Genomic DNA, 23,037 nt, shown 5'->3' with positions numbered 1-23,037 from the left:
AGGAATCCCTGATGCGTGTAGCCCTTTACCAATGTCCACCGCTGCCACTGGACCCCGCCGCCAACCTCCACCGCCTGCATCAACTGGCGATGGAGGCCAAAGGCGCCGACCTGTTGGTGCTGCCGGAAATGTTCATGACCGGCTACAACATTGGCGCCGAGGCGGTCAGCACATTGGCCGAGGTCTACAACGGTGAATGGGCGCAGCAGATCGGCCGGATCGCCAAAACCGCTGGCCTGGCGATCGCCTACGGTTATCCCGAGCGCACTGCTGACGGTCAGATCTACAACGCCGTGCAGCTGATCGATTCCCACGGCGAGCGCCGGTGCAATTACCGCAAGACCCATCTGTTCGGGGATCTTGACCGGTCGATGTTCAGCGCCGGTGGAGACGAGGTTCCTGTGGTGGAACTCAACGGCTGGAAGCTCGGTTTCCTGATCTGCTACGACCTCGAATTCCCGGAGAACGCGCGACGACTAGCCCTCGCCGGCGCCGAGCTGATTCTGGTGCCGACGGCGAACATGATCCCGTTCGATTTCGTTGCCGATGTCACCGTCCGCTCCCGCGCCTTCGAAAACCAATGCTACGTGGCCTACGCCAACTACTGCGGCCATGAGGGCGACATCCATTATTGCGGACAAAGCAGCATCGCCGCGCCGGACGGCAGTCGTATTGCTCAGGCCGGCCTGGACGAAGCGTTGATCGTCGGCGAGTTGGATCGGCAGTTGATGATCGACTCCCGTGCGGCCAATCACTATCTCAGTGATCGTCGGCCTGAACTTTACGGCGCGCTCAACAAGCGCTAATCCGCTAGCATTGGCACTTCACTGTTCTGGAAGTGCCCATGCCTGCGCCGACTCGCCCCCGCCCCCACACTGAAACCCTGGCCAACGGCTTGCGCGTGACCCTGCGTCATGTGCCTGGCCTGAAGCGCAGCGCTGCCGCACTGCGGGTGGCCGCAGGCAGTCATGACGTACCGCTGGCGTGGCCGGGACTGGCGCATTTCCTTGAGCATCTGCTGTTTCTCGGCACTGAGCGTTTTCCCGCGAGCGAAGGGCTGATGGCCTACGTGCAGCGTCACGGTGGGCAGGTGAATGCCAGCACTCGCGAGCGCACCACCGATTTTTTCTTTGAGTTGCCGACATCGTCATTCGCTGCGGGGCTTGAGCGTCTGTCAGACATGCTCGCTCAGCCGTGTATGAATCCGGACGAGCAGTTGCGGGAACGGGAAGTGCTGCAGGCGGAATTTGCCGCTTGGTCACAAGATCCGACGGCGCAGCAGCAGTTTGCGTTGTACGAAGGTTTACCGGCTGATCATCCATTGCGCGGCTTTCATGCTGGCAATCGAGACACTCTCCAGGTCGAGCAGCCGAAGTTTCAAAAGGCTCTGACAGACTTTCATCAACAGTTTTATCGCACCGGGCAAATGACCTTGAGTCTGGTTGGGCCGCAAAGCCTCGAACAGCTACGCGAGTTGGCGGAAACGTTCGCGGCGGCGTTGCCGGCCGGGGATAACGTTGCGCAAGCCGCGCCGCCGCCGTTAAAGGTGAAAAGTTATCAACAGGTCGCCGGACGCCAGTGCAATCTGCTGTTTGCATTCGACGCCTTGCCTGATTCATCCGCTGAAGCGTTGGCGTTTCTTTGCCACTCGTTGAACAGCGCCAAGCCCGGTGGATTGCTTGCGTATTTGCAGCAGCAGGGCTTGGCTGACAGCTTGAAAGCGGCGCCGCTGTATCAGTTTGCTGGCCAAGCCTTGCTGCATCTGACAGTCAATACATCCTCCGAATCGCTTGGCAGCATTGGCGAGCCGGTGCGGGACTGGCTGAGCTTCTTCGCGCACCAGGACTGGACGCCGCTGCGTGAAGAATACGCAGCCATGCTTGCGCGTCAGCAGCAAGTCAGCGGCGCATTGCAATTGGCGCGGCTCGACAGCGAACTATTGGAAACAGGCCTGAGCGCAACCGGCGTTGCGGCCTTCAAACATATCCTTGGCGAGATCGGCACTGTGGATAACTTCAGCGCCCATTGGCGTTTGCCGACTGCCAATCCGTTTTTGCGCGCCAACGAACCGGTCGCCAACGCCGGACTGATCCGCGGACAAACCAGCGCTCACCGAGGTCTGCGCACGTTCGCGCAGGATCGTTCGCGCGGCCGTCGCGAGCGCTCGCCGATGCAGTTCAGCCAGGCATTGCCAGACAACGGAGATGAAGGTGCGATTTATCTGCGCTGGCAGATGGAAGCGGCAGCCACCGCTCGCCTGCAAGCGCAACTGCAGCGCAGCCTTCGGGAAACTCAGGACGACGCACGTCAGGCCGGGGTGGAAGTGTCATTCAGCGCAACCGGCAATCAATGGCTGCTGAAACTGACGGGTCTGCAAGAACCAATGCCGATTGTCCTGGAGCATGCGCTGAAATGTCTGGCGCAAGTTGACGCCGATTCCGCGCGAGGAGAGCCGGAAACGCCGTTGCTACCGATCCGCCAATTGCTCAAGGCATTGCCTGAACAATGTCCGCCCTCTGTAGAAACATCCGACAATGCCCAGCACCTGTGGACAACTTCCCGCTGGGATGGCCTGGCCTTGGGCCTCGGTGCGCAAACCCAATCAGCCATGGGCTTGGCCCTGAGCCGTATCCCCGGCACACCCGACACTCAACTACCGGCTCCGTCGGCGATCAATGGCCAACACCTGTGGCGCCACATCGACACCGCGTCCAGCGAACACGCGTTGTTGCTGTTCTGCCCAACGGCCAGTCGCGAGGTCGCTGATGAAGCCGCTTGGCGCCTGCTCGCGCAGTTGTGCCAGACGCCGTTCTACCAACGCCTGCGGGTCGAGTTGCAGTTGGGTTACGCGGTGTTCAGTGCCGTGCGGCAGATGCACGGACAGACCGGGTTGCTGTTCGGCGTGCAATCGCCGACGTCCGCACCAGTGCAACTGCTCCGCCATATTCAGCAGTTTATTGAAGCGCTTCCTGCGCTCATCGATGCGACTGACCTCGTCCAGCAACGGCAGAACCTCGCCGATCAATTCAGCGACGAAAATCTATCGACCAAAGATGTGGCGGAATTGCTTTGGCAGGCCAGACTTGCCGGCCACTCGTCGGATTATCTGCCGCAACTGGTCAGCGCGATCGATTCGCTGGAACGTCCAGCATTACTGGCAGCCGCGCAACGACTGAACCGCGCCGAAGGCGGCTGGCTGTGCCTCGCCAGCGATTCGCCCCTCGGCGCTCCGTGGCAAGCGGCAAAGTGATCATTACCGAGGCTGCAACGAGCTTTCTCGAATATTCACGGGCAATCACGTTGAAATTTTGAGTAACATAGCCGCCTAACTATTTGGAACATCCCTGCGCTGCCGTGGACTATACCTATGGACAGCGCTATCCCATCCACCACCTGAGGAGTAACCCTATGTCCTGGACAAAACCTGCTTACACCGACCTGCGTATCGGCTTCGAAGTCACCATGTACTTCGCCAGCCGCTGAGTTCTGCCTCGTCAGAATTGCAGTGCAACGCCTCGGTTCGCCGGGGCGTTTTATTTTCAGCGTTGAAATGATGGAGCGTTCATGTTCGTCCAGATTCTGGGTTCGGCCGCCGGTGGCGGATTTCCGCAGTGGAATTGCAATTGCGTCAACTGCGCAGGTTTTCGCGACGGCACCCTCAATGCCAAGGCCCGCACCCAATCGTCGATCGCGATTTCCGATGACGGCGTGAACTGGGTGCTGTGCAACGCCTCGCCGGACATCCGCGCGCAGTTGCAAAGCTTTGCCCCGATGCAGCCGGGCCGCGCCCTGCGCGATACCGGCATCAGCGCGATCATCCTGATGGACAGCCAGATCGACCATACCACTGGCCTGCTCAGTCTGCGCGAAGGCTGTCCGCATCAGGTCTGGTGCACGGACATGGTTCACGAAGACCTCAGCACAGGATTTCCGCTGTTCAAGATGCTCAACCACTGGAACGGTGGGTTGAACTGGAACCGCATCGAGCTCGACCAGAGCTTCACCGTTGCCGCGTGCCCGAACCTGCGCTTCACCCCGCTGCCATTGCGCAGCGCCGCGCCGCCCTACTCGCCGCACCGCTTTGACCCGCACCCAGGCGACAACATCGGCCTGATCGTCGAAGACGTGAATACCGGCGGCAAACTGTTTTACGCGCCGGGCTTAGGCAAGGTCGACGCGCCGCTGCTGGACATCATGGCCGGCAGCGATTGCCTGCTGGTGGATGGCACGATGTGGGATGACGATGAAATGCAGCGTCGTGGCGTTGGCACCCGCACCGGGCGCGAGATGGGCCACTTGGCGCAGAACGGCCCCGGCGGCATGCTCGAAGTGCTGGAGCAATTGCCCGAACAGCGCAAAGTGCTTATCCACATCAACAACACCAACCCGATTCTCGATGAGGATTCGCCGGAGCGCGCGGAGCTTGCGCGGCGTGATGTTGAAGTGGCTTTCGATGGCATGAGTATTGTGCTGTAGCTGATGGCCCCATCGCTGGCAAGCCAGCTCCCACAGGGCTCTGTGGCGTACACAGAAACTGTGGGAGCTGGCTTGCCAGCGATGACGTCCAAATAGACACCAGAGATTCCAACGGTTGTTCCCCGGAGAACCGCAATGACCGACACCCCGCTGTCCCCCGCCGAATTCGAAGCGGCCCTGCGCGCCAAGGGCGCGTACTACCACATCTACCATCCGTACCATGTGGCGATGTACGAAGGCCGCGCCACCCGCGAGCAGATTCAGGGCTGGGTCGCCAACCGCTTCTATTATCAGGTGAACATCCCCCTGAAAGACGCGGCGATCCTCGCCAATTGCCCGGATCGTGAAATCCGCCGCGAGTGGATACAGCGGTTGCTCGACCATGACGGCGCTCCCGGTGAAGACGGCGGTATCGAAGCCTGGCTGCGGCTCGGCCAGGCGGTCGGCCTCGATCCGGATCAACTGCGTTCGCAGGAACTGGTGTTGCCTGGCGTGCGTTTCGCCGTCGATGCCTACGTCAACTTCGCCCGCCGCGCCAGTTGGCAGGAAGCCGCCAGCAGCTCACTGACCGAACTGTTCGCGCCGCAGATCCATCAGTCGCGTCTGGACAGCTGGCCGCAGCATTACCCGTGGATCGACCCGACGGGATACGAGTACTTCCGCACCCGCCTCGGCCAGGCACGACGCGATGTCGAGCACGGCTTGGCGATCACACTGGAACACTACAAGACACGCGAAGGCCAGGAGCGCATGCTGGAAATTCTCCAGTTCAAACTGGACATTCTTTGGAGCATGCTCGATGCCATGAGCATGGCCTACGAACTGAACCGCCCGCCGTATCACAGCGTGACTGAGCAACGCGTCTGGCATAAAGGAATCACCTTATGAGTTTCGACCGCAGCAAGACCCCTACCTGGCGTCCCGGCTACCGGTTCCAGTACGAACCGGCGCAAAAAGGCCACGTGCTGCTGTACCCCGAAGGCATGATCAAACTCAACGAGACGGCTGCGCTGATCGGTGGTTTGATTGACGGTGAACGGGATGTCGCGGCGATCATCGCCAAACTCGACGAGCAGTTCCCCGGCGTGCCCGAGCTCGGTGACGACATCGAGCAATTCATGGAGGTTGCCCGTGCGCAGCACTGGATCACTCTTGACTGATCTTCCGCCCAAGCCCGAGGTCGGTCTGCCGCTGTGGCTGCTCGCCGAGCTGACGTATCGCTGCCCGCTGCAATGCCCGTACTGCTCCAATCCACTGGATTTTGCCGAGCAGGGTAAAGAGCTGAGCACCGAACAGTGGATCAAGGTGTTCCGCGAAGCGCGGGAGATGGGCGCGGCGCAGTTGGGCTTTTCCGGCGGTGAGCCGCTGGTGCGCCAGGACCTCGCCGAGCTGATAGCTGAAGCGCGAGAATTGGGTTTTTACACCAACCTGATCACCTCCGGCATCGGTTTGACCGAGCAGAAAATCAGCGACTTCAAGAAGGCCGGCCTCGACCACATCCAGATCAGTTTCCAGGCCAGCGACGAGCAAGTGAACAACCTGCTCGCCGGCTCGAAAAAAGCCTTCGCGCAGAAGCTGGAGATGGCCCGTGCAGTAAAGGCCCACGGCTATCCGATGGTGCTGAACTTCGTCACTCATCGGCACAACATCGACAAGATCGACCGCATCATCGAGCTGTGCATTGCGCTGGAAGCCGACTTCGTCGAGCTCGCCACTTGCCAGTTCTATGGTTGGGCGCAGCTCAATCGTGTCGGTCTGTTGCCGACCAAGGAGCAACTGGTCCGCGCCGAACGCATCACCAACGAATACCGCGCCAAACTGGAAGCCGAAGGGCATCCGTGCAAGCTGATTTTCGTGACCCCGGACTACTATGAAGAACGCCCGAAAGCCTGCATGAACGGCTGGGGCAGTATTTTTCTGACAGTCACACCGGACGGCACCGCCCTGCCTTGTCATGGCGCCCGACAGATGCCGGTACAATTTCCCAATGTGCGCGACCACAGCATGCAGCACATCTGGTACGACTCGTTCGGCTTCAACCGCTTTCGCGGTTACGACTGGATGCCAGAGCCGTGCCGCTCCTGCGACGAAAAGGAAAAGGACTTCGGCGGCTGTCGCTGCCAGGCATTCATGCTGACCGGTGACGCGAGCAACGCCGACCCGGTGTGCAGCAAATCCGAACATCACGGTGTGATCCTTGCGGCCCGCGAAGAAGCCGAGCACGCCACCCAAACCATCGAACAATTGGCCTTCCGCAATGAACGAAACTCGCGCCTCATCGCTAAAGGCTGAGCCTTTCAGCGCCGCCCAGGCCGTCGCTGCCGGTATGGATTTTGCCGAACTGCAACTCGGCGACACCGGTTTGTTCTGGAACGAATATCGCCCGGAAGATGCCGCGTGCCGAATCTGGCACTGGCGCGACGGCGTGGCGAAATGTCTGACACCCACGGGGTTCAGCGTGCGCAGTCGGGTGTACGAATATGGCGGCGGAGCGTTTTGTCTGACGCCTGACGGTGTGGTTTTCGTTAATGAGGCCGATCAGCAGCTTTACCGGCAAACGCTGGATAGCTCGCCCGAGGCGCTGACATCAGGCGAGTGCCGCTATGGCGATGTGAATTTCGCCGATGGCCAGATTTTGGCAGTCGAGGAAAATGGCGATCAGCATCGACTGGTCGCAATCGATCTGGCCGACGGTACGCGCCGTCTGCTGGCCGAAGGTGCGGACTTTTATGCCGCACCGGTTATCAGCCCGGATGGCGCAAGGCTGGCGTGGATCGAGTGGAGCCGTCCGCATCAACCATGGACGTCAACCCGGTTGATGGTGGCCGAGCGTTGCGGACAAAGCTTTGCAGCGCCCCGCTGCGTGGCGGGCGATGCCATTGAAGAGTCGATTCAACAGCCGCGTTTCGACGCGAAAGGACAGCTTTACTGTCTGACCGACCGCGCTGGCTTTTGGCAGCCTTATGTCGAATCAGTGGATGGATTCCAGCCATTGCCCAGCGTGCAAGCGGATCACGCGCCAGCGCCCTGGCAAATGGGCGGCTGCACCTGGTTGCCACTGGGTGACGGCTATCTGGCCAGTTGGAGTGAGAGCGGTTTCGGTCGCCTCGCGTTGAACGACGAAGACTTCACCGGCGATTACAGCCGATTCCGGCATCTGGCACTGGATGAGCGATTCATCTATTGCATCGCAGCCTCGCCGATCAGCCCTTCGGCGGTGATCGCCATTGATCGCGTATCCCATGAAGTAACAGTGCTGGCCGGCGGCGTTGCGCCGCTGGCCGCAGAACGCATCAGCCGCCCGCAAACCCTGCGCTACCCAAGCGGTTCGGGCGAGGCTCACGGGTTCTTTTATCCGGCGATGAGCGGTGAAACGAAGCCGCCGCTGGTGGTGTTCATCCATGGCGGCCCGACCTCGGCCTGCTACCCGATGCTCGATCCGCGCATCCAGTACTGGACGCAACGCGGCTTCGCGGTCGCCGACCTCAACTATCGCGGCAGCAGCGGGTATGGCCGGGAATATCGGCAGGCGTTGCAGTTGAGTTGGGGTGACGTTGATGTGGAGGACGCCTGCGCCGTGGTCGATTATCTCGCCAAGCAGGGCCTGATTGACGGTGAACGCGCGTTCATTCGTGGCGGCAGCGCTGGCGGCTACACGACCCTGTGCGCTCTGGCCTTTCATCAAGTGTTCCGCGCCGGCGCCAGCCTCTACGGGGTCAGCGATCCGGTCGCCCTTGCCCGGGCGACGCATAAGTTCGAAGGCGACTATCTGGACTGGCTGATCGGCGATCCCGAACAGGACGCGGAACGCTACGCTGCCCGCACACCCTTGCTGCACGCGAGCAATATCCGCGTACCGGTGATTTTCTTTCAGGGTGAACTGGACGCCGTCGTCGTCCCGCAGCAAACCCGCGACATGGTCACGGCACTGGAGCAGAACGGCGTTCCAGTCGAGGCGCACTACTACGCCGACGAACGCCACGGCTTTCGTCGAGCGGTGAATCAGGCGCACGCGTTGGAGCGCGAGTGGACGTTTTATCGGCGGGTGATGGGATTGGCGGACTGAGGTTCACCTCCCCACCTCTCGGATCCGTGTCGCCCCCATCGCTTGCAAGCCAGCTCCCACAGGTGCTCTGGTGTACACGCAAGGTGTGAACAACCGAGACCAATGTGGGAGCGAGCTTGCCCGCGACAGCGATCTACTTGGCGCCGCAGAACTCAGCGCTTGGCGATGATGTAAACCGCGTGCACGATCCCCGGAATGTAACCGCACAACGTCAGCAGAATGTTCAACCAGAACGCCCCGCCAAATCCGACCTGCAGAAACACACCCAGTGGCGGCAACAGAATGGCGATGATGATACGAATGAAATCCATGGGTCAGCTCCTGATTGGGGGTTGGCTCACCTGAGCCATACACGCTAATGACCCGTGCCGTTCGTCAGGGTTCAGTGCTTCCGCCATTTGTTCGCCACCATCGCACGCAAAAAAACGCCCCACGCCAAAAGAATCAGGCGTGGGGCGTGCGTTATACCGCGAGACGGTTCTTGAATTCGGGTAAGAAACTTCGGCTTAGACGGCAATCCCTTTGCGGCATTGCAGTTGTGCGGTGCGAACTCGGGAGAAGGCCCGGGCCAGGCGCAGGAGCATTTCGTCGATGTTGGCCTTGCTGACCGTAAGTGCCGGGGTGAAGCGCAGGCAATCGGCTTGTGGGGCGTTGAGTATCAGGCCTTCATGCAGCGCTGCTTTGACTACGGCATCTGCTGAATCATCCGACAGGGTCAACCCCCAGAACAGCCCCTGACCGCGCAGGTCGCCGTGCTCATAACGGTGCGCCAGCCGTGCGAGGCCGTCATGAAGATGCTGACCGTTGTTCCGGACCTGCTGAAGGAAGGCGCGATCCTGAACGCTGTCGAGCACCACCAGCCCTGCCGCGGTCATGAGTGCGTTGCCATGATGCGTGCCGCCCAACTCGCCCGCGTCGAAACAGCACGCTTTGCCACGCGCCAGCAGCGCCGCCAATGGCACGCCACCGCCCAAGCCTTTGCCAAGCACGACAATGTCGGCACGCACGCCGTAGGACTGTTCGGCAAGCAAGGTGCCGCAACGGCCGATGCCGGTTTGTACTTCGTCGAGGATCAGCAGAATCCCCAGTTCGCGGCACAGGCGTTCGACACCTTTGAGATAGCGATCGGTCGCAGGGACAACCCCGGCATCGCTCTGGATCGGCTCAAGCAGGATCGCCACGGTTTGCGCATCGACGGCGTCATGCAGCGCGGGCAGATCGTTGAACGGCACCAGATCAAAGCCCGGCAGCAGCGGTGCAAAGCGATTGAGCAGGTTGCAACTGTCTGACGCCGAGATCGTCGCCAGGCTACGGCCGTGACAGCCCTGCCTTGCCACAATGATTCGCGAGGCGCCGCCACGATGCAGTTGACCCCACTTGCGTGCCAGTTTGATCGCCGCTTCGCAGGCTTCGCTGCCGCTGTTGAGCAGGTACGCCTGATCGCTGGAGGTGCTGGCACACAGCCTTTCGGCGAGGCTGAGCATGCCGCGGTTGTGCAGATTGAAACCGGGGTTGATCAACGCCTGGGCCTGACCGGCGATGGCTTTGACTAACGCTGAAGGACTGTGGCCAAGGCTGTTGGCGCCGCCGGCCTGGGAGAAGTCGAGGTAGGCGCGATCGTTGCTGTCCCACAGCCACGACCCCTGACCCCGAACGAAAACCTGCTGCGGCCGTTCAACGCTCGGCATCAGGCGACCGCTATTCAGACTGTCATCCGCATCGGAATGCTCGGCATCGAAGACAAGGTCATCGAGGCTTGGCGCAGGGCGCCGCAGATTGAACAGATTCATTGGAAAAAACCTCGTCCGAGGTTTTTTGAACTGCCTATGCAAACACTGTCGCAGCAAAAGCTATTCATCGCGCGCTCTGGCCCTGTAAGCCTTGTGATTGCGGTTAGACTAGGCGCACTGACGGCCTCGGGCCATTTCGATTTATCAGCATTTTCGATAAGCATTACTTATGGATTTCAAACAACTGCGTTATTTCGTCGCGGTCTACGAGGAAGGTCATGTCGGGCGGGCTGCCGAACGCCTGTCGATCTCCCAACCCGCGCTGTCACAGCAGATTCGCCAACTCGAGCAAAATCTCGACGTCACCCTGTTCGAACGCAGCAGTAAACGCCTGCTGCCGACCCTCGCCGCGCACACGCTGTACAACCACGCGCTGCCATTGCTCGACGGGCTGCAACGCGCGCGCGAAGCGCTCGGCAACTTCAAGGGGCAGGCTTTGCGCACCTTGGCGATTGGCGTACTGCAAACCGTCCATACCAGTCTGGTGCCGCAAATGCTTGAGCGAGTGCGCAAAGCGCAACCGCATCTGGTGGTGCAAATTTATGAATTGACCGGGCTGGAAATCGAACGGCGTTTGCTTAACGGCTCGCTGGACATCGGTATCAGCTATCTGCCGCCACGTCAGCCAGGGCTGCATGGCGTGATGCTGTACGAAGATGAACTGACGCTGGTCATCCCGGCGGACCATCCGTTGCGTGAATTCAAGAAGGTTTCGATTCGCCAGGCGGCCGAATTGCCAATGCTGTTACTGGGCGAGGAGTTTCAGATCCGCCAGATCTGGCAGGCGCAATTGACCAGCCTTGGCCGTCGCCCGCAAGTGCAGGCCGAGTTGAACAATATGCTGGGGATTCTCGACAGTCTGCCGCACACCAAACTGGCGACGGTGCTGCCCGGGCACTCGCAAAAAGAGTACGACGATGAAGATCTGCTGTGGAAGCCGCTGAGCGAGCCACGGGTGCCGTTGAAAGTCGGGCTGGTGTGTCGCGACGTGCAACGTCAGCAAGCTTCGCTGGCACTGCTGCAGACATTGCTGGAAGAGGTCATGGGCCGCGATGAGAAAGCACGCAAAAGCCCGCCACCACTGGATTCCCTGACCTGAAAACTTTTCTTCAGGCAAAAGAAAACCCCGCCGAAGCGGGGCTTTGCAGACTGTTTCCCTGACATCCATTTCACTCCGCCACCCTGGCAGAATCCTACGTGTCCGTGTTGTTGCTTTGCGCTTCCTGCGCGACGTCCATGAAATGTAGATTAGCCGTGGATCCAATCTACGCCTATGGGAGAACAGCAGCACGTCATGTAAGCGATTGCTTACATGACGGCATTAGATCAGAACTGAGCTGCATCCAGCAGGTACAGCGACTCACTACCGGCCTTGACCGACGCGCTCAACGAGTGAATGCGCGGCAGGAGACGGGCGAAGTAGAAGCGCGCGGTGCCGAGTTTGCTGGCATAGAAATCTTCCTGCGCCTCTTTGCCCAGTGCGGCTTTGGCCATCAATGCCCACATGTAGGCGTAGGCCACGTAACCAAACGCCTGCAGATATTCGACCGACGCCGCGCCGATTTCGTGCGGATTGCTTTTCGCCCGATCCAGCACCCACGAAGTCAGCTCGTCGAGCGTTGTGACGGCGTCGTTCAGCGGCTTGGTGAATTCGCCGAGATCTGCACTGGCAGTCGCGGTGAAGTGGCGGATTTCGTCAGCGAACAGTTGATAGAACGCGCCGCCACTGCCGACGATCTTGCGACCCACCAGGTCCAGCGCCTGAATGCCGTTGGTGCCCTCGTAAATCTGGGTGATGCGCACGTCACGTACCAGTTGCTCCTGGCCCCACTCGCGGATGTAACCGTGGCCGCCGAAAATCTGCTGGCCGTGCACAGTGGTTTCCAGACCCAGATCGGTGAGGAACGCCTTGGCAACCGGCGTCAGCAACGCCACCAGGTCTTCCGCCCGCTTACGCGTCGCCGCGTCTTCGCTGAACTTGGCGGTGTCGAGTTGCATCGCCACGTAAGTGGAGAATGCGCGGCCACCTTCGTTCGACGCTTTCATGGTCAGCAGCATGCGACGCACGTCCGGGTGGACGATGATCGGGTCAGCAACTTTGTCTTTGTTTTGCGCGCCCGTCGGCGAGCGGCTTTGCAGGCGGTCGCGAGCGTATTCGACGGCGTTCTGGTAGGAGCGCTCGCCAGTGGCAAGGCCCTGGATGCCGACGCCCAGACGCTCGTAGTTCATCATGGTGAACATCGCCGCCAGGCCTTTGTTCGGCTCACCGACCAGATAACCCACCGCTTCGTCGAAGTTCATCACGCACGTCGCGGACGCCTGGATGCCCATCTTGTGTTCGATCGAACCACAGTTGGCCGGGTTGCGCGCGCCCAGGCTACCATCGGCGTTGACCATGAACTTGGGCACGAGGAACAGCGAGATGCCTTTCGGACCCGCCGGTGCGTCCGGCAGTTTGGCCAGCACCAGGTGAATGATGTTTTCGGTGAGATCGTGTTCACCACCGGTGATGAAGATCTTGGTGCCGCTGACCTTGTAGGAACCGTCGGCCTGAGGTTCGGCTTTGGTGCGGATGATGCCCAGGTCGGTGCCAGCGTGTGGCTCGGTCAGGCACATGGAACCTGCCCAAACGCCGGCGTACATGTTCGGCAGGTAGGTGGCTTTCAGCTCTTCGCTGGCGTGGGCGTTGATCGACAGGCACGCGCCGGCAGTCAGCATCGGGTACAGACCGAAGGACAGGCTCGCGGAGTTGACCATTTCTTCGACTTGCGCCGACACGGCTTTGGGCATGCCCATGCCGCCGTATTGCGGATCGCCACCAACGCCAACCCAACCACCCTCGGCGTAAGTCTGATAAGCCTGTGGGAAACCGGCCGGCGTGGTGACGGCACCGTCCGCCCAGTGGCAACCTTCTTCATCAGCGGCACGGCTCAGCGGCGCGATGCTTTTGCTGGTGACCTTGCCGGCCTCTTCGAGAATCGCTTCAACCGTCTCGGCGTCGACCGTCTCGGCCAGCGCCGGCAGTTGCGCCCAAAGTTTGGCGACCTCGAACACTTCATTGAGGACGAAGCGCATATCGCGCAGCGGCGCTTTGTAGTCAGCCATGGCAAACCTCGCAAGATCTAAACAGGTGATTCGTGGGAATGTATTCTCGTTGAGCCGGAGTGTACCTCAACAACTTTTGCGACACATAGGGTCAACCAGTGACTGATTTGTTATTTTTAGTCACCAGAAAAGTTCGCAGCCTTCACCCACTTCCACAGGTAAAAAGCGATCCCGTGCAGGAGCTGCCGAAAGCTGCGAGCTTTTGATCGACCTTAAAGCGCAAACATTTCGGCCGGCAGCTTCATCAAACAATCACTGCCCGCCTCAATCGCCGCACGATGCGCCGCGGTACGCGGCAGCAACCGCTTGAAGTAAAACTCGCAAGTGGCCAATTTACCCCGAAGGTAATCAGCCTCCCCCTCGCCCGCATCCAGTTGCGCTTGCGCCACCAGCGCCATGCGCAGCCACAGATAGCCGAGGATGATGTAACCGCTGTACATCAGATAGTCCACCGACGCAGCGCCGACCTCGTCCGGATTCTTCATCGCCGCCATGCCGACCTTCATGGTCAGATCGCCCCACTGCTGGTTGAGCTCATTGAGCTGCGTGACAAAGCTCCCCAGTTGCGGATGCCCCTCGTTCGTCGCGCAGAACTTGTGGACGATTTTGGTAAAGCCGCGCAGCAGCTTGCCCTGACTGCCGAGCACCTTGCGCCCAAGCAGATCGAGCGCCTGAATACCGTTGGTGCCTTCGTAGATCGGCGCAATGCGGCAATCGCGCACCAACTGCTCCATGCCCCACTCGCGAATGAAACCGTGACCACCAAAAATCTGCATGCCGAGATTGGTCACTTCCAGCCCCGAGTCGGTCATGAATGCTTTGCAGATCGGCGTAAGGAACGCCAGCAGGTCTTCGGCATCCTGACGCGCCTCGGCATCGCTGCCTAAATGGGCGATATCGAGCAGTTGTGCGGTGAAGTAAGTCAGCGCGCGATTGCCTTCGTTGAAGGCTTTCATGGTCAGCAGCATGCGCCGCACGTCCGGGTGGACGATGATTGGATCGGCCGGTTTGTCCGGGGCTTTGGCGCCGGTCAGCGAACGCATCTGCAGGCGGTCGTTGGCGTATTTGATGGCGCCCTGGAAACTCGCTTCGCCTAGGCACAAGCCCTGCATTCCGGTGCCGAGCCGCGCGTGGTTCATCATGGTGAACATACAGTTCAGGCCCTTGTTCGGTTCGCCGATCAAAAAACCTTTGGCGCTATCGAAGTTCAGCACGCAAGTGGCCGAGGCCTTGATGCCCATCTTGTGTTCGATCGAGCCGCAGGAAACGCCATTGCGCTCACCCGCTTCGCCCGACGCATCCGGGAGGAATTTCGGCACGATGAACAACGAGATGCCCTTTGTTCCCGCGGGCGCATCCGGCAGCTTGGCCAACACCAGATGGATGATGTTTTCGCTCATGTCGTGCTCACCGGCAGAGATGAAAATCTTGCTGCCCGTAACCGTGTAACTGCCGTCCGCCTGAGGCACGGCGCGAGTTTTGATGATGCCCAGATCGGTGCCGCAGTGGGCTTCGGTCAGGCACATGGTGCCGGTCCACTGGCCGGCGGTGAGTTTACTCAGGTAAGTGTCTTTCTGATCGGTGGTGCCGTGGGCATGGATGGCCGACATCGCGCCGTGAGTCAGGCCCGGGTACATGCCCCAGGACGTGTTGCTGGAGCCGACCATTTCGCTGATCACCAGCCCCAGGGAGCTCGGCAAGCCTTGGCCGCCATAAACCGGATCTGCCGCCAGACCATGCCAGCCGCCCTCGACATATTGTGCGAAGGCTTGCTTGAAGCCTGTAGGCGTTGTCACCACCCCGTTGTCGAAATGGCAGCCCTCTTCGTCACCGCTGCGATTGAGCGGTGCCAGAACGTTCTCGCAGAACTTCGCGCCTTCTTCGAGGATCGCGCTGATCATGTCCGGGCTGGCGTCATCGGCGTCGAGGGCGGCGTAGTTGGTGTGGAAATCGAAGACGTGGTCGATCAGAAAACGCATGTCGCGCAGCGGGGCTTTGTACTCGGGCATGATGGCTTCTCCGTCAGCAGGTTTCCTTGAAACTACTGCCGGCCACCACGCGCCACAATCACTGTCCAGACGCTGAATGCGCCGTCATCACTCAACCCGCAGCGGTGTCCATGCGCACCGCGCCACGGCGGTTCTGGCCGAACGCGACCACGCAGTTGCGCCCCGCACCCTTGGCACTGTAAAGCGCCTCGTCCGCGGATTTGAGAACTTGCTCGGGGTTGCGCTGCTCCACCCGCTCAGCGACGCCGATACTCACCGTCACCGACACGCTGGAAGCACCGGAACCGGCGCGACGCTGGCGACCTTGCTGATCGTCGTTCGGGCGGTTTTCCTGATTGCGCAACTGGATACTGTAGGACGCAATCGACTCGCGAATGACTTCAAGGTGCGGCAGGCACTCCTCAAGGGTTTTGCCTGCGAACACCAGGGCAAATTCCTCACCGCCATAGCGATATGCCCTACCGCCTCCGCTGATTTTGGACAGCTTGCTGGCGACCAGTCGCAGCACCTGGTCACCGACATCGTGGCCGTGGGTGTCATTGAATTTCTTGAAGTGGTCAACGTCGCTCATTGCCAGCACATAGTTGCGCCCCAAGCGCTGCATGCGTTCATTGAGCGCGCGGCGACCCGGCAGACCGGTGAGTTCGTCGCGGAAGGCCATTTGATAAGCCTCGTGCGCCACGGCGGCAGCAATCATCAACATCACCTGGCTGCACATGATGTTCAGGGTAAACGGCAGGATGAAGGTTTTTGGCAGCATCCAGAACACCCCGAGCAAACCGACCAGTTGCGCCGCATGCAGTGGCCTCGGGTTGCGCCAGTACTGCCAGGCCAGCAGCAGGAATGCCGAGATAAACACCGGATACGACAACTGGATCAGGCTCATCCACGCGCCGTGCAGCGCCGGCCAGCGAATTTCCGAAAGCCACATCAGCAACGCCTGTGGGTAACTTTGCTCAAGCCCCAGCGCCACACTGCCGAAGGCAAGCAACACGGCGAACCGCGCGACCATGTCCTGAAACAGGTGTGTGCGCTCCTGCCACGCAGCAAACAGACCGAACAACAAGGGCAGCAACAGACAGACGAGATGGAAGACCACGGCGGCGTCTTCTCGCACTTTGCCGTTGTCGCGGTAAAAGTCGGTCTGGGTGTCGAGCAGAAAGTAGGCGATGTACACCGTGAGCATCAGAAACAGTTCGCGCTGGCGTCGGTAAACTGCGCAGTAAGCGCCACCCAACAGTAGGACCAGCGTCGGCAACACGTTGAACAGGGAAGTGAAGAACACGCTGAGGTCTTTGACATACGCAGCCGCCAACCCCGCAAGCAACAACAGCAGAGAAGGCAGGAAATGGCTGAAACGTACAGCGGAAGAACGTGGCAAGGGTAAAGCTCCGACCCGTCATGGCAAAGAGATGGCATTGTGCCTGCAATGTGGCCAGTTAAGCACACAGAATGTGATCCAGATCACATACAGTCTCTTTAACGGCCGCAAACACTGATTTCTGAGCCTTCAACCAGGATTTTTTGCCCCCTTGGAGATGAAATTTCCTTCATGGCCATCATGCTTGATGGCCACGTCGGGAATTTCTTTCAGAAATACCCACGGCCGGAGGAAATTCGCGCATAAAAAAACCGCTGCTCCCGAGGGAGCAGCGGTTTTTCAACAGACCGCGTTAAGGCTTAGTAGCCCAGTGCGAAGTCTTCTTCTTTCATGTCCATCAGGTTGTTGGCGCCCGACAGCATGGTGGCCACGTGGGTACGGGTACGCGGCAGGATGCGCTGGAAGTAGAAGCGCGCAGTTTGCAGCTTGGCGGTGTAGAACGCCGCGTCGCCCGTGCCTTCTGCCAGCTTCTCGGCAGCAAGACGCGCCATGTCGGCCCAGAAGTAGGCCAGGCAGGCATAACCGGAGTACATCAGGTAATCCACGGAGGCCGCGCCGACTTCTTCGCGATCTTTCATGGCGGCCATACCGACCTTCATGGTCAGCTCGCCCCATTCCTTGTTCAGTGCAGCCAGCGGCGTGACGAACTCTTGAACCGCTTCGTTGCCTTCGTGGGTCTGGCAGAACTTATGGACGATCTTGGTGAAGCTTTTCAGAGCCTCGCCTTGAGTCATCAGCACTTTGCGGCCCAGCAGGTCGAGTGCCTGGATACCGGTGGTGCCTTCGTACAGCATCGAAATGCGGCTGTCGCGAACGTTCTGCTCCATGCCCCACTCGGCGATGAAGCCGTGGCCGCCGTAGATTTGCACGCCGTGGTTGGCGGACTCGAAACCGACTTCGGTCATGAACGCTTTGGCGATTGGCGTCATGAAGGCCAGCAGTGCGTCGGCTTTCTTCTTCTCTTCTTCGTCCACGCCGTATTTGACGATGTCGACCTGTTTGGCAGTGAAGTACACCATCGCGCGGTTGCCTTCGGCGAATGCCTTCATGGTCAACAGCATGCGGCGTACGTCAGGGTGCACGATGATCGGGTCAGCGGCTTTTTCCGGCGCTTTCGGGCCAGTCAGGGAGCGCATTTGCAGGCGATCGCGAGCGTATTTCAGGCCACCCTGGAAACCGATTTCGGCGTGGGCCAGACCTTGCAGCGCAGTCCCCAGACGAGCGGTGTTCATAAAGGTGAACATGCAGTTCAGGCCTTTGTTCGCCGGGCCGATCAGGAAACCGGTGGCGCCGTCGAAGTTCATCACGCAAGTGGCGTTACCGTGGATGCCCATCTTGTGTTCAAGCGAACCGCAAGTCACAGCGTTGCGTGCACCGACGGTGCCATCCGCATTGGGCATGAACTTCGGAACGATGAACAACGAGATGCCTTTGGTGCCAGCAGGCGCATCCGGCAGGCGGGCCAGTACGATGTGGACGATGTTGTCGGCCATGTCGTGTTCACCGGCCGAGATGAAGATCTTGGTGCCGGAAACTTTGTACGAACCGTCAGCCTGAGGTTCGGCCTTGGTGCGCAGCATGCCCAGGTCGGTGCCGCAGTGCGGCTCGGTCAGGCACATGGTGCCGGTCCATTCGCCGGATACCAGTTTGGTCAGATACGCTTCTTGCTGCTCAGGAGTGCCATGCTCGGAGATGGTGTTCATCGCGCCGTGCGACAGGCCTGGGTACATGCCCCACGACCAGTTGGCTTCGCCCACCATTTCGCTGACGGCCAGACCCAGCGACTCAGGCAGTCCCTGACCACCGTGCTCGACGTCGTGTGCCAGGCTAGGCCAGCCGCCTTCAACGAATTGCTTGTAAGCCTCTTTGAAGCCCGTCGGGGTTTTCACGCCGGACTCGCTCCAGGTGCAACCTTCGATGTCGCCCACGCGGTTCAGCGGCGCCAGTACCTGCTCACAAAACTTGGCGCCTTCTTCGAGAATGGCGTCAACCATGTCCGGAGTTGCGTCTGCGCAAGCCGGAAGGCTCTGATAGTGCGCTTCGTATCCGAGCAGCTCGTCACGAACGAAGCGAATATCACGCAAGGGGGCCTTGTAGTCAGGCATAGCGATAAACCTCTGCTGATGTAACCGGGAATGAACGACCGTGTTGATTTGTTGTGACGGTCAAACAGTTGTTTGAAACATACGTTTACGCCGAAATCTTGTCAAGCGTCGATCTTTTGCCGTTCGTCTTCACGTCTTCCAAACGCCGGACACAGCAAACCGCCATCGACTCGATCGAGTCATGGACGATAAAAAGAAGATTAGTTGAGCGAGAAGGACTTACAACGAAAAACGCCGCGACGATGCGCGGCGTTCAGCATGATGGAAGCAATGAAAATCAGGCGAATGTATCGATGATCGTACCGAGCACTTCGTCGGATGCCTTGACGACTTTCACGCCCAGCTCAGCCTGGAACTTGCCCTGAGACATCTCGACGATGTTGCTCGCTACATCTGACTGCTGCGCACGATCCAGTCCACGCAGACGATCGACCTGCACTTGCGAAGACTGGCTGGTGACCGAACGCTCAATGGTGTTGTTGGCGATCTGGCTGGCCGCCTGATCGACGCGATTCTGCCCGGTCTGAATCGAGCTCAAACCCGCATAAAAAGCTGTGTTACCGGAGATTTCCATAACAGGTCTCATCCTTGGGAAGGATCAATAGTCGCCATTGAACCAGAGGCGCCAGAAAAACACCCGTCAAAAACACTAATGGCACAGTGCCTGCCCATAGGCAAAACCTTAGTCGAGCAGATCAAGTTGCAAATGCTCAGCCACCGCTTCGGCGCTCAATGCCTTGAGCTTGGGCACTCGGCCAAGACACGGCGCGGGAATCCGCTCGGCGAGCGTCGCCAGATTCTCCTCCAGCCGCGAAGTCTTCGGATCGATGATATTCGCCACCCACCCCGCCAGTTGCAGGCCATCTCGGGCAATCGCCTCGGCTGTCAGCAACGCATGGCTGATGCAACCCAGCCGCACACCCACCACCAGAATCACCGGCAGGTTCAACGCCATCGCCAAATCCGAGAGATTGTCCTGATCTGCCAACGGCACCCGCCAGCCACCCGCGCCCTCTATCAGGGTGAAATCTGCATTCATCGCCAGAATCTCGCGCATCGGTGTCAGCAGCGTTTGCACCGTCAGCGCGACACCGGCCTCGCGAGCCGCCAGATGCGGAGCAATAGCCGGCTCGAACGCTATCGGATTGACCTGTTGATAACTCAGCGGCAACGAACATTCGGCCAGTAAGGCCAAGGCATCCGAGTTGCGCAAACCCTTGGGCGTGACTTCGCACCCGGAGGCAACCGGCTTACCCGCCGCGGTGCTCAACCCTGCCGAACGCGCCGCATGCAGCAATCCGGCGGCGACTGTCGTCTTGCCAACGTCGGTGTCAGTTCCGGTGATGAAATAGGCTGCGCTCATACGGGTTTCTCCAACACGGCGTAGACCACTTGATAAGTCGCCGGCAACCCCGACGCCTGTCGTAACTGCTCGTAAGCCTCGACCAAACCCAGAATCCGCGCCCGCCCGGTCAATCCACCCGGGCGACCAGGATTCAGATTGTGCGCCCCCAGCGCCTTCAGCTCATGGGTCAAACTGCGCACATCCGGGTAATGCAGCACATGCGCCTGATTCTCCAGACTCACCGTGCGCAGGCCACTGGCCGCACACAACTGTTCATATCGCGCGAACTCGCGGAAGCGATTCACATGCACCAGACCATCGACCTGACGCCAGCTGTCGCGCAACTCAACCAATGTCCCGACACAAAGACTAGCAAACGCGAAAATACCGCCAGGCTTCAGCACACGGAAAGCTTCACTGAGCACCGCATCAAAATGCCCACACCACTGCACCGCAAGGCTGGAGAAGATCAGATCGCAGGTTGAATCGCGCAACGGCAGACGCTCCGCATCACCGGCGATGAAATGCTCGGCCCCCCCCAACGGACGCGCGTGATCAAGCATGCCCTCGGCAATGTCCAGCGCCAGCCCTTGGCCATGGGCAAAACGCCCGGCCAATGCACGACTGAAATACCCGGTGCCGCAGCCCAGATCCAGCCAGCGCGACGGCACGAAATCCGCCGGCAAGCGCTGCAGCAACTGTGTACCGACATCACGTTGCAACTCGGCGACACTGTCGTAGCTGGCCGCCGCGCGGGAGAAAGAGGCCGCGACCTGACGCTTGTCAGGCAAGCCGCCGGGCAGCGCCGCATGGGACAAATCAGTCATCACCGCACTCATGTAAAAAAGCCTGGATCGCACCCGCCACTCCATGGGGGTCCTCCAGAAGAAACGCATGACTGGCCTGTTCGATCAGACCAATTTCAATATCCGGCAACAGGGCGAACAATTCGCCCGCCGCCTCTGCCGGCACCAATCCGTCCTGCCCGGCGAACAGATGCAACTGCGGGCCACGAAACGCCTGCAACGCTTCGCGTGTATCCAGTTGCGCGAGCAACTCCAGTCCGGCCATCAGTGCCGACGACGACGTATTCGGTGCGCCGCCGAGCATCAGCCGCGACAAGCCGCGCGGGTCTTGCGCGCCCTGAGCACACAGCAGCGAGAAACGTTTGAGGGTCAGCCGTGGATCAGCAGCGCAACCGGCAAGAAACGCATCGAAGGTCTCGCCGGGCATCGCGCTCGGCCATTGTTCATGAGCAACAAAGGAAGGATTGCTCGCCAGTGTCAGCAGGCCGCAACACCTGTCGCCCCGGCGCGCTGCCAGTTCGGAAGCGAGCATCCCGCCGAGCGACCAGCCGCCGAGCCACACGTCTTGAGGAATGCGCTCATCGAGGTCATCGAGCCAGTCTTGCAGGTCGCAGGAGTCGAGTTCCGGCAACGGCTCGACCTCGACGTGCAGGTGCTCGTCGAGCCCTTGGAGCGCAGCGGCCAAAGGCTCCATCGGCGAAATACCGAGGCCCCAGCCGGGCAGCAGAATCAGGCGATCACGCATGGCTGGGCTCCGACGACAGTTGGGCAAAGCAATCGGCCAGTCCTTCTAACAATAGCTGCACCTGCGCCTCGCTGTGGGCGGCGGTCAGGGTTACGCGCAGACGTGCACTGCCGGCAGGCACGGTCGGTGGACGGATCGCGGTGACCATCAAGCCGCGTTCGCGCAACATCTGCGACAGGCGCACAGCTCGGCCGGCATCGCCAATCATGATTGGCTGGATCGGGGTGAAGCTGTCCATCAACGCCAGGCCGATCTGTTCGGCACCGCGACGGAACTGGCGGATCAGCGTCTGCAAATGCTCTCGACGCCAGTGTTCGCTACGCAGCAGTTCGAGACTTTTCAACGTCGCACAGGCCAGCGCCGGCGGTTGGCTGGTGGTGTAGATATACGGACGCGCGAACTGGATCAGGCTTTCGATCAACTCTTCGCTGCCGGCGACGAACGCGCCCGCCGTGCCGAAGGCCTTGCCGAGCGTGCCGACCAGCACCGGGACGTCGTCCTGACTCAAGCCGAAATGCTCGACGATACCGCCGCCATTAGCACCCAACGGGCCGAAACCATGGGCATCGTCGACCATCAGCCACGCACCTTTGGCCTTGGCCTCACGGGCCAGCGCCGGCAGATCGGCAAGGTCGCCATCCATGCTGAACACGCCATCGGTAACCACCAACGTATTGCCGGTGGCCTTCTCGAGTCGCTTGGCCAGACTCACCGCGTCGTTATGCAGATAACGATTGAAGCGCGCGCCGGACAACAGTCCCGCATCCAGCAACGAGGCGTGATTGAGCCGGTCTTCCAGCACCGTATCGCCCTGCCCGACCAGCGCGGTGACCGCACCGAGATTGGCCATGTAACCGGTGGTAAACAGCAGCGCGCGCGGCCGACCGGTGAGATCAGCCAGTGCTTCTTCCAGCGCGTGATGCGGGCCGCTGTGGCCGATCACCAGATGCGACGCCCCGCCGCCCACGCCCCAACGCTTGGCACCGGCGCGCCAGGCTTCGATGACCTGCGGGTGATTGGCCAGGCCCAGATAGTCGTTGTTACAGAACGCCAGCAATGGCTGGCCGTCGACCACCACCTCAGGCCCCTGCGGGCTTTCCACCAGCGGTCGCTGGCGGTAGAGATTTTCGGCACGTCGGGCAGCAAGGCGTGCGGCGAGATCGAAAGACATGCAGGCCTCGATGTTCAAATAGACAGATCCCCTGTGGG

General features: G+C 60.2%; 20 protein-coding genes. 9 read left to right on the top strand and 11 right to left on the bottom strand.

What is annotated here, in order from left to right; genetic code table 11:
• Positions 1–11 precede the first annotated feature (11 nt).
• From AB4P91_RS08255 to AB4P91_RS08220, 8 genes are all read left to right on the top strand, one after another.
• Complete coding sequence (locus AB4P91_RS08255; RefSeq protein ID WP_395604623.1) at positions 12–806, top strand: carbon-nitrogen hydrolase family protein; 795 nt, start codon at positions 12–14, stop codon at positions 804–806.
• 38 nt (positions 807–844) lie between these two features.
• The gene (pqqF, locus tag AB4P91_RS08250; RefSeq protein WP_395604622.1) at positions 845–3,250 is read left to right on the top strand and encodes a pyrroloquinoline quinone biosynthesis protein PqqF; all 2,406 of its coding nucleotides are present in this window, start codon (positions 845–847) and stop codon (positions 3,248–3,250) included.
• A gap of 158 nt (positions 3,251–3,408) precedes the next feature.
• Positions 3,409–3,483, top strand: coding sequence for a pyrroloquinoline quinone precursor peptide PqqA (pqqA, locus tag AB4P91_RS08245; RefSeq protein ID WP_003422658.1), 75 nt, complete (start codon positions 3,409–3,411; stop codon positions 3,481–3,483).
• Positions 3,484–3,564: 81 nt separating this feature from the next.
• Positions 3,565–4,476 (top strand): pyrroloquinoline quinone biosynthesis protein PqqB, encoded by a 912-nt coding sequence (gene pqqB, locus AB4P91_RS08240; protein WP_395604621.1) that lies wholly within the window; start codon positions 3,565–3,567, stop codon positions 4,474–4,476.
• 135 nt (positions 4,477–4,611) lie between these two features.
• Complete coding sequence (gene pqqC, locus AB4P91_RS08235; protein WP_395604620.1) at positions 4,612–5,364, top strand: pyrroloquinoline-quinone synthase PqqC; 753 nt, start codon at positions 4,612–4,614, stop codon at positions 5,362–5,364.
• Entirely contained in the window at positions 5,361–5,636 is a 276-nt protein-coding gene (gene pqqD / locus AB4P91_RS08230; protein ID WP_150593702.1) for a pyrroloquinoline quinone biosynthesis peptide chaperone PqqD, read from the top strand. Before pqqC ends, pqqD begins: the two co-directional genes overlap by 4 nt.
• A complete protein-coding gene (gene pqqE, locus AB4P91_RS08225; RefSeq protein WP_395604619.1) occupies positions 5,629–6,768 on the top strand; it encodes a pyrroloquinoline quinone biosynthesis protein PqqE in 1,140 nt (379 codons plus the stop codon). Before pqqD ends, pqqE begins: the two co-directional genes overlap by 8 nt.
• Positions 6,734–8,542 carry a S9 family peptidase gene (locus AB4P91_RS08220; RefSeq protein ID WP_395604618.1) on the top strand — a complete coding sequence of 603 codons (1,809 nt, stop codon included), beginning with the start codon at positions 6,734–6,736 and terminating at the stop codon, positions 8,540–8,542. The genes pqqE and AB4P91_RS08220 overlap by 35 nt, the downstream gene beginning before the upstream one ends.
• 152 nt (positions 8,543–8,694) lie before the next feature.
• Here the strand turns inward: AB4P91_RS08220 and AB4P91_RS08215 are convergent, their stop codons facing one another.
• Together AB4P91_RS08215 and AB4P91_RS08210 are read right to left on the bottom strand one after the other, a co-directional pair.
• A complete protein-coding gene (locus AB4P91_RS08215; RefSeq protein WP_003228885.1) occupies positions 8,695–8,853 on the bottom strand; it encodes a YqaE/Pmp3 family membrane protein in 159 nt (52 codons plus the stop codon).
• A 195-nt stretch (positions 8,854–9,048) separates the two neighbouring features.
• Positions 9,049–10,332: an aspartate aminotransferase family protein gene (locus AB4P91_RS08210; protein WP_395604617.1), complete on the bottom strand. Its 1,284-nt coding sequence runs from the start codon at positions 10,330–10,332 to the stop codon at positions 9,049–9,051.
• A gap of 169 nt (positions 10,333–10,501) precedes the next feature.
• On the opposite strand from AB4P91_RS08210, the gene AB4P91_RS08205 reads away from it, so the two are divergent.
• Positions 10,502–11,431, top strand: coding sequence for a LysR family transcriptional regulator (locus tag AB4P91_RS08205; protein WP_210704107.1), 930 nt, complete (start codon positions 10,502–10,504; stop codon positions 11,429–11,431).
• A gap of 227 nt (positions 11,432–11,658) precedes the next feature.
• Here the strand turns inward: AB4P91_RS08205 and AB4P91_RS08200 are convergent, their stop codons facing one another.
• From AB4P91_RS08200 to bioF, 9 genes are all read right to left on the bottom strand, one after another.
• Positions 11,659–13,437, bottom strand: a complete 1,779-nt coding sequence (locus tag AB4P91_RS08200; protein ID WP_395604616.1) for an acyl-CoA dehydrogenase C-terminal domain-containing protein — start codon at positions 13,435–13,437, stop codon at positions 11,659–11,661.
• Positions 13,438–13,649: 212 nt separating this feature from the next.
• Positions 13,650–15,446, bottom strand: coding sequence for an acyl-CoA dehydrogenase C-terminal domain-containing protein (locus AB4P91_RS08195; protein ID WP_395604615.1), 1,797 nt, complete (start codon positions 15,444–15,446; stop codon positions 13,650–13,652).
• Positions 15,447–15,537: 91 nt separating this feature from the next.
• Complete coding sequence (locus AB4P91_RS08190; protein WP_395604614.1) at positions 15,538–16,827, bottom strand: GGDEF domain-containing protein; 1,290 nt, start codon at positions 16,825–16,827, stop codon at positions 15,538–15,540.
• A gap of 299 nt (positions 16,828–17,126) precedes the next feature.
• Positions 17,127–18,932 carry a phenylacyl-CoA dehydrogenase gene (locus tag AB4P91_RS08185; RefSeq protein WP_150597997.1) on the bottom strand — a complete coding sequence of 602 codons (1,806 nt, stop codon included), beginning with the start codon at positions 18,930–18,932 and terminating at the stop codon, positions 17,127–17,129.
• 277 nt (positions 18,933–19,209) lie between these two features.
• Positions 19,210–19,506 (bottom strand): pyrroloquinoline quinone biosynthesis protein PqqE, encoded by a 297-nt coding sequence (locus tag AB4P91_RS08180; protein ID WP_395604613.1) that lies wholly within the window; start codon positions 19,504–19,506, stop codon positions 19,210–19,212.
• 108 nt (positions 19,507–19,614) lie between these two features.
• Complete coding sequence (gene bioD, locus AB4P91_RS08175; protein WP_150593693.1) at positions 19,615–20,295, bottom strand: dethiobiotin synthase; 681 nt, start codon at positions 20,293–20,295, stop codon at positions 19,615–19,617.
• Complete coding sequence (gene bioC, locus AB4P91_RS08170; RefSeq protein WP_150597995.1) at positions 20,292–21,104, bottom strand: malonyl-ACP O-methyltransferase BioC; 813 nt, start codon at positions 21,102–21,104, stop codon at positions 20,292–20,294. The genes bioD and bioC overlap by 4 nt, the downstream gene beginning before the upstream one ends.
• Positions 21,097–21,828 carry an alpha/beta fold hydrolase gene (locus AB4P91_RS08165; RefSeq protein WP_150597994.1) on the bottom strand — a complete coding sequence of 244 codons (732 nt, stop codon included), beginning with the start codon at positions 21,826–21,828 and terminating at the stop codon, positions 21,097–21,099. The genes bioC and AB4P91_RS08165 overlap by 8 nt, the downstream gene beginning before the upstream one ends.
• Entirely contained in the window at positions 21,821–22,999 is a 1,179-nt protein-coding gene (gene bioF, locus AB4P91_RS08160) for an 8-amino-7-oxononanoate synthase (protein WP_395604612.1), read from the bottom strand. Before bioF ends, AB4P91_RS08165 begins: the two co-directional genes overlap by 8 nt.
• Between the last annotated feature and the right edge of the window lie 38 nt (positions 23,000–23,037).

The sequence above is a fragment of the Pseudomonas sp. B21128 genome (genome assembly GCF_044218865.1).
Lineage (GTDB): Bacteria > Pseudomonadota > Gammaproteobacteria > Pseudomonadales > Pseudomonadaceae > Aquipseudomonas > Aquipseudomonas iridis.
This window is presented reverse-complemented; position numbering and strand designations above follow the sequence as displayed.

Bases quoted from the DNA above. Each gene is read 5' to 3' on its own strand.
- AB4P91_RS08255 (WP_395604623.1), top strand. From the start codon at position 12: ATGCGTGTAGCCCTTTACCAATGTCCACCGCTGCCACTGGACCCCGCC.
- pqqF (WP_395604622.1), top strand. From the start codon at position 845: ATGCCTGCGCCGACTCGCCCCCGCCCCCACACTGAAACCCTGGCCAAC.
- pqqB (WP_395604621.1), top strand. From the start codon at position 3,565: ATGTTCGTCCAGATTCTGGGTTCGGCCGCCGGTGGCGGATTTCCGCAG.
- pqqC (WP_395604620.1), top strand. From the start codon at position 4,612: ATGACCGACACCCCGCTGTCCCCCGCCGAATTCGAAGCGGCCCTGCGC.
- pqqD (WP_150593702.1), top strand. From the start codon at position 5,361: ATGAGTTTCGACCGCAGCAAGACCCCTACCTGGCGTCCCGGCTACCGG.
- AB4P91_RS08220 (WP_395604618.1), top strand. From the start codon at position 6,734: ATGAACGAAACTCGCGCCTCATCGCTAAAGGCTGAGCCTTTCAGCGCC.
- AB4P91_RS08215 (WP_003228885.1), bottom strand. From the start codon at position 8,853: ATGGATTTCATTCGTATCATCATCGCCATTCTGTTGCCGCCACTGGGT.
- AB4P91_RS08210 (WP_395604617.1), bottom strand. From the start codon at position 10,332: ATGAATCTGTTCAATCTGCGGCGCCCTGCGCCAAGCCTCGATGACCTT.
- AB4P91_RS08205 (WP_210704107.1), top strand. From the start codon at position 10,502: ATGGATTTCAAACAACTGCGTTATTTCGTCGCGGTCTACGAGGAAGGT.
- AB4P91_RS08200 (WP_395604616.1), bottom strand. From the start codon at position 13,437: ATGGCTGACTACAAAGCGCCGCTGCGCGATATGCGCTTCGTCCTCAAT.
- AB4P91_RS08195 (WP_395604615.1), bottom strand. From the start codon at position 15,446: ATGCCCGAGTACAAAGCCCCGCTGCGCGACATGCGTTTTCTGATCGAC.
- AB4P91_RS08185 (WP_150597997.1), bottom strand. From the start codon at position 18,932: ATGCCTGACTACAAGGCCCCCTTGCGTGATATTCGCTTCGTTCGTGAC.
- AB4P91_RS08180 (WP_395604613.1), bottom strand. From the start codon at position 19,506: ATGGAAATCTCCGGTAACACAGCTTTTTATGCGGGTTTGAGCTCGATT.
- bioD (WP_150593693.1), bottom strand. From the start codon at position 20,295: ATGAGCGCAGCCTATTTCATCACCGGAACTGACACCGACGTTGGCAAG.
- bioC (WP_150597995.1), bottom strand. From the start codon at position 21,104: ATGACTGATTTGTCCCATGCGGCGCTGCCCGGCGGCTTGCCTGACAAG.
- AB4P91_RS08165 (WP_150597994.1), bottom strand. From the start codon at position 21,828: ATGCGTGATCGCCTGATTCTGCTGCCCGGCTGGGGCCTCGGTATTTCG.
- bioF (WP_395604612.1), bottom strand. From the start codon at position 22,999: ATGTCTTTCGATCTCGCCGCACGCCTTGCTGCCCGACGTGCCGAAAAT.